This is a genomic window from Streptomyces alkaliphilus (assembly GCF_014141535.1).
Taxonomy (GTDB): Bacteria; Actinomycetota; Actinomycetes; order Streptomycetales; family Streptomycetaceae; genus Streptomyces; species Streptomyces alkaliphilus.
Window position 1 is genome coordinate 1 of record NZ_VKHT01000075.1, and the last position, 10,462, is coordinate 10,462.

Annotated in this window: 7 protein-coding genes, 1 pseudogene and 1 CRISPR repeat array; of the genes and pseudogenes, 3 read left to right on the top strand and 5 right to left on the bottom strand. The window is 72.1% G+C overall.

Going from position 1 to position 10,462, the window contains the following annotated elements; translation table 11 throughout:
• Positions 1-1,985, top strand: a pseudogene (locus FNQ90_RS04595) (hypothetical protein); the annotation flags it as partial.
• Between the two features lie 520 nt (positions 1,986-2,505).
• Positions 2,506-3,435, top strand: a complete 930-nt coding sequence (locus tag FNQ90_RS04600) for a sensor histidine kinase (protein ID WP_228470853.1) — start codon at positions 2,506-2,508, stop codon at positions 3,433-3,435.
• Between the two features lie 61 nt (positions 3,436-3,496).
• Here the strand turns inward: FNQ90_RS04600 and FNQ90_RS04605 are convergent, their stop codons facing one another.
• Together FNQ90_RS04605 and FNQ90_RS04610 are read right to left on the bottom strand one after the other, a co-directional pair.
• Positions 3,497-5,668: a TerD family protein gene (locus tag FNQ90_RS04605; protein ID WP_182605088.1), complete on the bottom strand. Its 2,172-nt coding sequence runs from the start codon at positions 5,666-5,668 to the stop codon at positions 3,497-3,499.
• Between the two features lie 200 nt (positions 5,669-5,868).
• Positions 5,869-6,429, bottom strand: a complete 561-nt coding sequence (locus FNQ90_RS04610) for a TetR/AcrR family transcriptional regulator (RefSeq protein WP_228470855.1) — start codon at positions 6,427-6,429, stop codon at positions 5,869-5,871.
• 55 nt (positions 6,430-6,484) lie between these two features.
• Between FNQ90_RS04610 and FNQ90_RS04615 the strand changes: the two genes are divergently transcribed.
• Positions 6,485-7,465 carry a DUF2867 domain-containing protein gene (locus FNQ90_RS04615; protein WP_194432235.1) on the top strand — a complete coding sequence of 327 codons (981 nt, stop codon included), beginning with the start codon at positions 6,485-6,487 and terminating at the stop codon, positions 7,463-7,465.
• Between the two features lie 31 nt (positions 7,466-7,496).
• A CRISPR array of direct repeats spans positions 7,497-8,570; the repeat unit is 28 nt; unit sequence GGAACATCCCCGCGGGTGCGGGGCCGAC.
• Positions 8,571-8,633: 63 nt separating this feature from the next.
• On the opposite strand, the gene cas2e is transcribed toward FNQ90_RS04615, so the two are convergent.
• The 3 genes from cas2e to cas6e form a co-directional block, all read right to left on the bottom strand.
• A complete protein-coding gene (gene cas2e / locus FNQ90_RS04620) occupies positions 8,634-8,912 on the bottom strand; it encodes a type I-E CRISPR-associated endoribonuclease Cas2e (protein ID WP_182605090.1) in 279 nt (92 codons plus the stop codon).
• Positions 8,909-10,003 carry a type I-E CRISPR-associated endonuclease Cas1e gene (gene cas1e / locus FNQ90_RS04625; protein ID WP_182605091.1) on the bottom strand — a complete coding sequence of 365 codons (1,095 nt, stop codon included), beginning with the start codon at positions 10,001-10,003 and terminating at the stop codon, positions 8,909-8,911. The genes cas2e and cas1e overlap by 4 nt, the downstream gene beginning before the upstream one ends.
• A gap of 3 nt (positions 10,004-10,006) precedes the next feature.
• Positions 10,007-10,462: type I-E CRISPR-associated protein Cas6/Cse3/CasE (cas6e, locus tag FNQ90_RS04630; RefSeq protein ID WP_182605092.1), on the bottom strand; the 456-nt coding region annotated here is incomplete at its 5' end.

The following is a 10,462-nucleotide window of genomic DNA, read 5'->3' on the forward strand; positions in this document are numbered from 1 at the left end:
CCCCGGCCGCCGGCCCCGCCCTCATCACCTCCCTGGTTTTCGTCCCCGGTCGGAATCTGCTGGCCCTCGGCGATGCCGAGGGCACCCTCACCCTGTGGCCCCTCGCCGACGGCACCGACCGTCTCCCCCGCACCCTGCCCGGCCACGACGGCGCGGTGGACTCCCTCGCGGCCTCGCCCTCGGGCGCCTTGCTCGCCAGCTCCGGCACGGACGGCACCATCCGGTTGTGGGACCTGGAGGACCCGGCCGCATCCGCGCGGCCGATCACCACGCTGCCCGGCGCGGGAATCACCGAGGAGACGCACCCGGACCCCGCGCGGCCCATCACCACGCTGCCCGGCGCGGAAATCACCGAGGAGACGCACCCGGACCCCGTGGGGACAGTGCTGCGCCGGCTCGCGTTCCACCCGGACGAATCCATGCTGGCCGCCCCGAGAGCCGTGAGCGAGGGCTCGAGGCACAGCGCGCTGCGCCTGTGGCGGATCACCGACCCCAGGCAGCCCGAGCCCGTCGAACTGGACGAGACCACCTTCCCGAAGTGTTCCAGGGAACTGATCTCCGTGGGCTTCGGCGCCAGCGGCAGGACCCTGGCCACCTCATGCATCGCCGTCGGACCACAGGTGGTGCTCTGGGCGACCGACGCCCCCCGGCCCTTCGCCCGGCGGGACCTCCTGCAGCCCGGCCAGGGCGCCGGCCCCGTCCGCTTTCTGCCCGAAACCCAGCGCCTGCTGCACGCCACGGCGAACGGGGTCACGACGTGGCTGGCCGACGACGCGCCACGGGAGGGAGCGGCCGGCAGCCTCGGCGAACGCCCCGGAGGCTTCTACATCTCCACCGTCTTCGCCAACGGCCCGCGCCGGTTCCTCGCCTACCAGGGTTCCACCCACGGCGCCCTCTGGGAACTGACGGAACCCGGCGACCAGCGGCTGCTCAGTGTCCTGCCGGGCTCGGGGACCGTCGGTGCCGGAGGGCTCGCGTTCAGTCCCTCCGGTGCGATCCTGGCCCTGGGCGAGGTGGAGAACGGCGAGCCGGTGCTGCGGCTGCGCGATACCGGCGCACCGGACGCACCCGAGCTCGCCACGGTTTCCGAGGTCGGTCGCGCCACCGATGTGTCCTTCAGCCGGGACGGACGTCTGCTGGCCGTTGCCGACAACAACGGCGACGGAGACGAGAACCCGCAGATCCGGCTCCTGGACGTCAGCGACCCCCGCCGCCCCGCCCAGCTCGCCGTCATGCCCGTCAGGGCCTTCTCCGTCGCTTTCTCCCCTCGCGACGACCTGCTGGTCGCCACCGTCATGGACACACTTATCACCTGGGACGTCTCCGACCCCCGAGCCCCCGAACCACTGCCGGAACAGCGCCTGACACGGGACTCGCCCGTCGCCCGAGCCGTGTTCTCCCCGGACGGGCTGCTCCTGGCGGTCACGGACTTCTCGGAACGCCTGCGGCTCTGGCGGGTGGTGGAGGGCCGCCTGGCGGGAGAGCCCGCCCTCCTCTACGAGGAAGGGGGCAGCCTCGAGATCGCGTTCGCCCCGGACAGCCGCAGCCTGGCCTGGGCCAACACGGGCGAAGGGCACGTTCAGCTATGGGACCTGAGCACCCCCGCGACACCGCAGTGGCGGACCTCTTTCGGCCATTACAGGAAGGGCAAACCCGACTCCGTCTCCTTCAGCCCCCACAACTCGGGAACGCTCATGGTGGCGGCGGACAGCATCGAACTCCTGGTCACCGACCCCGACTGGATCGTCCCCCGGCTCTGCTCGGGCGTGGGCGACACGATCACCCCCGCCGAGTGGGAAGCCCACGTGCCGGGCATGCCGTACGCTCCGCCCTGCCCACCCCTGAACACCTTCCTGGCACTGGCGGTGCCCGGGCGTACGCTCCCCGGTGAGGGGATTGCACCGGGGAGTGACCATGCGCAGACCCTTCGACGACGGAGTCCGCGTCCGCTGCGCCCGGTTCCGAGAGCGGGTCCCGGGTGGTGAGTCGGCGCAGGCGTGTGCAGCGGACGAGCCGGGGAAGGCCGGGGGGCGGGAATGCCGTTCGTGGCGCGGGGACGGACGGCGGCGGCCGGGCGATGGTCCTCTCGATCTTCCACCTCCTGCGTCCGAGTCGTTGGGAACTCTTCCCACCCTCGCGGGCGATACGGACTTGCGGGCGATAGGGACGGCCAGGCGTCTGCCGCGCATCCCTCGGCCCGGGTCGGGGATGTCGTGGGTCTTGTCCGCATGGATCCGCCCCGGTCGGTGGTGGCGACCGCGTTCGAGGTCGTGGCCCGGTGGGGGACCGGCCGGGAGCGGCTTCACCCCTTGGCCGTCCCGGGTGTGGCCGTTGAGACGGCGACCGCGAGGGACAGGCCGTTCGCATCGGACAGGACATGCATCCCGGGACCCGCCCTGCCCCGGTCCACGGGACTCGGACCCGCGCGTTCGCCCCCTTCCCGAACCGCACCCGGGCGGTGTCGATCAGCACCCGGGACAGGTCGAGAAGGTCCGTGGCCGCCAGTTGATCGAGCACCGCCCGGTGGAGCCGATCCGCTTCCGTCACGTTCTGGTCGCCCTGACGGGTGCGGGTTACGCCGGGCCGGCCGTCGTCCTGGATCGTCTCGGTTCCCCTCAGTCGGTACCGGACTATCTCGCGTTCTCCCTGGCCCTGGCCGCGGCCTGGCCGGTGGGGAGCACGGTGCGCACGCGGCGGACGGGGGAGGCCACGCGGCGGCGGCTGACCGCCGAGATGGCCACGGCCGCCGAGCGGGCGCGCATCGCCCGCGAACTGCACGACGTGGTCACCCACCACGTGACGGCCATGGTGGTCCAGGCCGACGCGGCACAGTTCCTGCTCACATCCGCGCCGGAACGCGCCGGCGAGGGGCTGACGGCCGTCAGCGAAACCGGCCGTCGGGCGCTCACGGAACTGCGGTACCTGCCCGGTGTCCTGGAGGCGACCGGTGAGCAGGCGTCCGCGGACCCGGCGGGTGCGGACCGGCGACCCGTGCCGGGTCGGGTGGCAGACCTGGTCGAACAGGCCCGCCGGGCGGGTCAGCCGGTCGAGTTCAGCGAGCGGCGGCCGCGGAGCGCGGACCTGGAGCTGGCCGCGTACCGGGTGGTGCAGGAGGCGCTCACCAACGCCATGAAGCACGCGGCCGGGCAGCCGACCCGGGTCCTGCTGCGGCACGGCGGCGACGAGCACATCGAGATCGAGGTGACCACCGACGGCCCCGCCGCCGCACCGGTCACGCGAAGCCCGGGCCCCGCGGGCGGACGCGGGCCGGCCGGACCGCGTACACGGGTGCGGATGCTCGATGGTGAGCTGGAGGCCGGTTCCCGGCCCGGGGGCGGATTCGGGGTCCGCCGCACGCCGAACGGGCGGCGCCCGCACGACGAGCGTGGGCGCCGCCCGGAGCGACTCGACGGCGGGGAAAGCGAGAAGACTTGATTTCTTTGCAGGAAAGGAGAAGGAAGCCCTCTCATGGCCTCGCCGAGGGGAACGGTAGCACTCAACCCGGGATCAGATCACGCAGATTTCCGAGGGTGATGACGCGGGAGTCGGGGTGCAGTTCCTCGGGGCGCTCGAGGCCGACGTACGTCACCGGCTCGTCCGGGGTCGGTCCGCCGTCCCACGGGTCCACGGCCGTGGCACGGTCGGACATCAGGCCGATGAGGTACCGCACCGTCAGGTACTCGCGCTCCACGACGGCGCGCACCACCGTGGAGACCGACATCCGGTTCTCCTCGACCCGGTTGCCCGCGGAGATGCCCCGCAGGTACAGGTGCAGCCAGGTGGCGCGCCAGCGGCCGTCGTCCCCGCGCCGGAACACCAGCGGCAGCGCCACCCGGCCCGTCCCCCGGAGGTCGGACCTCATCCGCACCGTGCGCGGTTCGAACGGCCTGCCCTTCCGCTCGCCCTCGCGCAGCATGAAGCCGAAGAACGACTCCTCGACCTCTTCGAAGCCCTCGCCGGCGTAGATGTTGACCTGCGGGACGATGAAGGTGGCGCGTACCCGGTCCAAGGACAGGTCGATGAACTCCGAGGCCCCGTCGGGGGCCTCGATGACATCGCCCGAGTGCCGGCCCCCCACGGCGTTGAGGGCGGTGTAGGAGAGCCAGGAGTCGGTGCGGTAGTCGACGTCCAGGAGCAGCGCCGAGAGGTCGTAGTCGGTCCGCCGGGCGGTCTGCTTCCAGTACACGAAGAACCGCAGATGCTCGCCGTCGACCGCCGAGACCGTGCCCCGCGGCAGCACGCCGAGTCCGGCCGGGGCCGCCCTGCCGCTGAGCGGGAGCGCCACGTCCAGGACCTCGGGGTCGATCAGCAGCCGGCCCGGCTCCGGAAGCCTGCGGCGTATCTCGGTGTCGAGGGCGGCGATCAGACGGTCGCGGTCGGCGGCCGGGAGCGGCGGGCGGGTATCGGGGGCGACCCGGCCGCGACCCCGGCGGTTGACGAAGATCCGGGGCGATCCGCTCTCCCGTTCCCGGTTGTGGAAGTGCTCACGCACCGAGAGCAGGACCCGGCCGGAGACCTCGGGGGCGACCCGCACGGCGGCGGCGATCACCGCGTCACGCTCCTCCCGGCCCTCGGCGGTACGCAGCAGGTGGTCCAGGGCACGGAACAGCTTGCCGGGCGCGGAGGTCAGCAGCCGCACGGCGCCGAGGACGTCCGAGTCGGCGAGCAGCCGCTCGGTACGGCCGTCGAGGGACGGCGCCCGCTTCTCGCCCCGCGCCACGGCGAACACGTCGGCGGCGTGCGGCCACTGCGGGTACTCGTGCGGATGCAGACGTTCCCCGAGCCGCTTGAAGGGCTCGCGGTGGGCCCGCACATCGGTCAGCTTGGCGGGATTCGCCGCGACCAGGGCGTCGAGCCCCGCCAGCAGCGCACGGCGCACCGGCCGCGACAGCCCCCGGAACCGCGTCGGCTCCCGCAGCGTCACGTCACCGCCCGAGAGCGCGCAGGCCAGCCGCAGGACGTCGACCACGGTGTCCAGCACCGGTTCCGCGCCGGCGACGAGACGGGCCGCGTTGACCACGGCCCGGTTCTCCCGCACCGGGATCGTCTCCGGCTGGGGACCGAGCGCGCACCGCCCGGCGAGCTTCCCGAGATCGCTCAGGTGTTCCTCGGCCAGTGGTGTCGTACTGCCCGCCAATGCCAGGTACAGCTCGGTGAGTTCGCTCTCCGGGTCCCGCCCGGGGTGCAGGACGGTCACCCGGTCGGCCGCCGAGGCGATCAGCTCGTCATGGGCGGCGAGCATCTCCTCATAGGTGTGCCGGTAGCGGCCGTAGGCGGGCAGACCGAGCAGGTCGAGCGCCCCGTTCGTCAACTGTGTCCACACGGTGTCGCGCGACGCCTCGTCGTCGAGTGCCTGCGCCACGCACCGTGTCCAGAACTCCTCGGTGTCCGGCACGTTCGCCGGGAAGTCGATGAAGTACGGATTGTGCCGGACGTGGTCACCCACCATCTCGCCCACGGTGCGCAGCGTCCGCCGGGCGATGTGCACGACCGCGGCCTCGGACAGCGACGACAACCGCGCCAGCAGTTCCCCCGACAGCTTGAAGCCGACGGACATCACGGCCACGTCGAGCTGCTGTGCGGCGGTGGTGCCTCCTCCGGTGGAGCTTCCGGGGCAGGGGACCCGGTGGGTGTGCCTGATGACCAGCGACGCGAGACCGTGTGTCATCCGGGGATGATCGCAGAACCGTACGAATCGGCGCACCGGGGTTTCGGAGGGAAGCGGGTCCGAATTCACCTCCGACCCTGATGGAAGCCGACCGGCTCCGGGGCCCGATCGACTCCGGCGCGACGGTTTGTATGAATGCCCTCCGGCCGGGCCGGGGTCCCGCCGGGGCCGCCTTCCCGGAGTCGGGGACCGCGCGTCCCTCAGCTCAGGAGACCGGCCAGAACGGTCTCCAGGTAGCGGTCGGCCCGGGGGCCCTCGGGGAGGACCCGGGGGGCGGAGTGGGCCAGTTGGGCGTGGCCCAGGTAGCTCGTGTAGGCGAGCAGCGCGCGATGGCACGCCTCCTCCTCCGAGTGGCCCAGGTCGGTGAACAGTTCCACCAGATAAGCCAGTCGGCGTTCGGACACCCGGTGGAGGGCCGCCGCGACCAGCGGGTGGGCGGCGTCGGCGAGCAGCACCTGCTCGATGGGGTCCGGCCGATCGACCGCGGCCCTGAGGGTCAGCTCCATGATCCTGCGGACCCGCGCCCGGGGATCGTCCTCCTTGTTGACCAGGAGGATCACCGCTTCGGTCTCCTGCTCCTCCCAGCGGGCGAGCGCCGCCTCGATCAGCGCCTCGCGGTTGGTGAAGTGCCAGTAGAAGCTGCCCTTGGTGGCGCCCAGCCGTACCGCCAGCGGTTCCACCGCGACGGCCGCCAGTCCGCCGCCCTCGCGGATCGCGGTGAGTGCCGCCTCGGCCCAGTCGTCGGCCTTGAGTCGAGCCATGCTCCATACGGTACCGTATGGTCGAGGAACCATACGGCACCGTACGGAGGCTGCGATGCGTCCCATCCGAAAGATCCGCACCGTTCGCAACGTCCACGAGCGCTCCATCGCGGCCCCGGCGGCCACGGTCGGCGCGCTGCTCGACCGGCTGGCCGCCGAGGACGACCCCCTGTGGCCCGCCCCCGCCTGGCCGGCGCTGCGCCTGGACCGTCCCCTCGGCCCGGGCGCCACCGGGGGCCACGGACCGATCCGCTACACCGTCGAGGAGTACGAGCCCGGCCGCCGCGTCCGGTTCCGGTTCGAGCAACTGGGCGGCGGCTACCACGAGCTGTCCGTGATCCCGCGGGGCGCGGACCGGTGCCTGCTCCGTCACGTCCTGGACGCCGCGACACCGGGGATGGAGTTGATCACCTGGCCCCTGGCCGTGCGCTGGATGCACGACGCCGTACTCGAAGAGTTGCTGGACAACGCCCAGCGGGCCGCCGGTGACGTGGTCACCCGGCCGGCACGCCGGTCACCGTGGGTACGACTGCTGCACCGCATGCTCTGGCCCCGCCCCCGGGCCGTCGACCCGCCCGCAGCGGCCGAACTGCTCCGGGGCGCCCCGGGCCGCGTGGATTTCATCGACGCCTGGCGGGTCGAGCTGCACCCGTTCATGCCGCGTGACCCGGAGTACTGGCGCCGGGAGTTCCTGCGCCCGCCGCCCATGGTGCGCGCGTTGATGGTGCTGCGCCAGGGGTTCGTCGGCCTGCTCGGCATCGATCGCGACGGCTCGCGGGACGGTTTCCCGGTCCTCGCACGCGATGAGCACGAACTCCTGGCCGGCACCGACGCCGAGCACCTGAACTTCCGGATCTCGTTGCTGGTCGCCGAGGGTGGGATGACGCTGACCACGGTCACCGAGCTGCACAACCGCCGGGGACGGCTGTATTTCGCCGTCGTACGGCGTTTCCATCCGTTCGTGGTCCGCGCGATGATGCGCCGGGCCCACCGCGCGACCGCGCTGCGCAGCACACCGGCGGCGCGCGTCGGGTAGGCGCGTTCGGTCGGGACGGCCGTGGCCGGGAGGGGCGCCCCCGCGGGTGCGGGGCCGACTTCCCTCACCAGGGGGACGGCATGGTGACCCGGCAGTTCAGGGGAACATCCCCGCGGGTGCGGGGCCGACACCGCGTGGTACTCCGCCTGGTGCCACTGCACAGGAACATCCCCGCGGGTGCGGGGCCGACGATCGCGTCCCTGACGGCAGCGTGGACCTCTAGGGAACATCCCCGCGGGTGCGGGGCCGACTCCACGGGGGCCCCAGGCAGGCGCACGCCGTGGGGAACATCCCCGCAGGTGCGGGGCCGACCGCGTCTCGGACCCCGAGGAACTCGGACACCTCGGAACATCCCCGCAGGTGCGGGGCCGACCGGTGGACACCACCGGTGGCGGGTACTCCCGGAGGAACATCCCCGCGGGTGCGGGGCCGACGCATGACGGGAACCTAGACGAAACTGCCGTCAGGGAACATCCCCGCGGGTGCGGGGCCGACACGCCGGGCGGGATGGACAACGGCGTTTTCGTGGGAACATCCCCGCGGGTGCGGGGCCGACTCGGCGACCGACACGGGGGCGAGTGGCCGGGGCGGAACATCCCCGCGGGTGCGGGGCCGACCCTCCTCGGGCAGCGCACGGGGCCCGGAGACGGGGAACATCCCCGCGGGTGCGGGGCCGACGAGGGCCGCCAGTTTCTCCAGGTCGGCCAGCAGGGAACATCCCCGCGGGTGCGGGGCCGACGACGGGGTGATCCCCTGGCGCCCCGGAGACGCCGGAACATCCCCGCGGGTGCGGGGCCGACGTCGCCGATCACCAACGCGCAGTTCGATACCGGGGAACATCCCCGCGGGTGCGGGGCCGACGATCTCCCGGTTCTCAACGTACCGCCCGCCGGAGGAACATCCCCGCGGGTGCGGGGCCGACATCGGGGCGCGGAAATCGTAGTGCTCGAACATCGGAACATCCCCGCGGGTGCGGGGCCGACCCGAGATTCCCTGTGGGAGCAGCTGTGGCAACGGGAACATCCCCGCGGGTGCGGGGCCGACGTGGTGGCCGGCCAACACTCCGCTGATACTCGAGGAACATCCCCGCGGGTGCGGGGCCGACACTTCTTGACCTGGGGCTTTATCGTGGCAAGGCGCCGTTTTCATTCAGTTGGAATCGCATGGGTCACCTCCGGTTCCGGGCGGAAAGAATGAGGCCGTCGTAGTCCACCGGGCGCCACCGGTCCCGGCCGGCGGTGCGGACGGCCCATCCCTGCTCGTTGGCGGCGGGCTCCACGAGAACGGCCTGGCCCTCGCCGATGCGGGTGGCGAGGAGTTCCCACAGCCGGTCGCGTACGCGACGGCTGGGGTTCCCGACGAAGACGCCCGCGTTGACCTCGACCATCCAACGCGTGAGGTGGCCCCGCAGCCCTTCCGGGGCCGCGATCAGCACGATGACGGTCATAGAAACGGCTCCGGAGTTTCGGAAGGTGTGTCGAACTCGGGGCCGATGATGGCGATGTGTTCCTCTCCCATGTCGGCCGGCCGGGGAGGGGTCGGGGGTGGAGACCCTTCACCACTCGGAGAGGGGATGGCCCCCACTGCCCCTTCCGGCCTTTCCGCCGACACCGTCTCCTGCGACCAGTTGACTCCGGATGGCACCGCGCCCAGGCGTTCGTCCCACAGCTCGCCGACGGTCGGTGCGTCGATGTCAGCGCCATCCGCGGCGAGGAGTTTCTTGATGTCCTCCACGATGCGGCCGAGGAGCTTGGTCTCCGCGATGCGGTCCCGCAGCGCGAGACGGGCGTCGCGTTCCTCCTTCAATCCCTTGGCCGCCAGGTCGAAGGCCAGGGGGATGGTGTACTCCGCTTTGTAGAGGTCCGCGATGTCGAGGACGAAGGAGATCGCCGCTCCGGTGTGCACGAAACCCAGGCCCGGGCTCGCACCGATGCCCACGATGACCGCGTGGCAGATGCCGTAGAGGGCGGCGTTGGCGGCCGAGAGCAGGCGGTTGAGGTCGTCCCCGGCCGCGAAGGCATCCCCCGCCTTGTAGACGCGGCCGTCCCAGTGCACGCCGGTGCGGCGGGAGTGTTCCCGGTAGAGCCTGCGAACGCGGGTTCCCTCCCGACCGCGGAGTTGTTGCATGGTGGCGGTGGAGACGTCCTCACCGGGAAAGCGCATGCCGTACATGGCCCGGGCGACCGCCAGGCGTTCCTTGGGGCGGGTCACGAGCCAGGCCTGCCGGTGGAGCAGACCCGCTCCCCTGGCGGGACCGAGACCGGCGGCGTACATGCGCACGCCCTGTTCCCCGACCCAGCACACGGCTGTGCCGGAGTCGGCGAGCAGGCGTATCGCGCCATGGGTCACCCGGGTGCCCGGGCCCAGGAGGACGACGGCGATCATCGCGGCCGGGATGCTCACCTTCTGCCGTTTGTTGACGATGACGACGGCGTTCTCGGCACGGTCGAGGTGGCTGTACTCGACGTACACGCTGGAGACCCGGTCGACGATGCGGTGCAGGTCGTGCGGGTCGGCTTTCCACCAGATGTCGGCCACCGGTCAGTGGTTCCCTTCCGGGAGCGGGGCCAGGGTGAGCAACCCGCAGCCGTACGCCTTGGCGGGGCCGATGCCGTTGAGCAGGTGGTCGGTGAAGAGGGAGGGGTCGGTGACGCGCAGGCATCCCTCGAAGGTCGCGGTGGTGAGGGTGACCCGGGAGCCCTTGCGGTTCCTCTCCCCCTCTCTTTTCGCGAAGGACTGGCGCCGGCGTTCGGTGATGCGCAGGTCGCGCGGTGGGTCGGCGTCCCGGGAGGGGGCGGAGGGCTCTCCGGCCCCGGGAGTCGCGTGACGGGCCGGCGGGACGGTGAAGCCCCACCGTTTTTCGGTGCGTTCGAGGAACCATTGGAGTTGGGCGGTCGCCGTGCGGTGGCCGATGCGCAGTCCGCGAGGGCGCCGCGACTCCCCTGCGATGTCCGCTGTTCCCAGTCGTTCCCGCTGGGTGGGGGTGGGGTTGAGGGG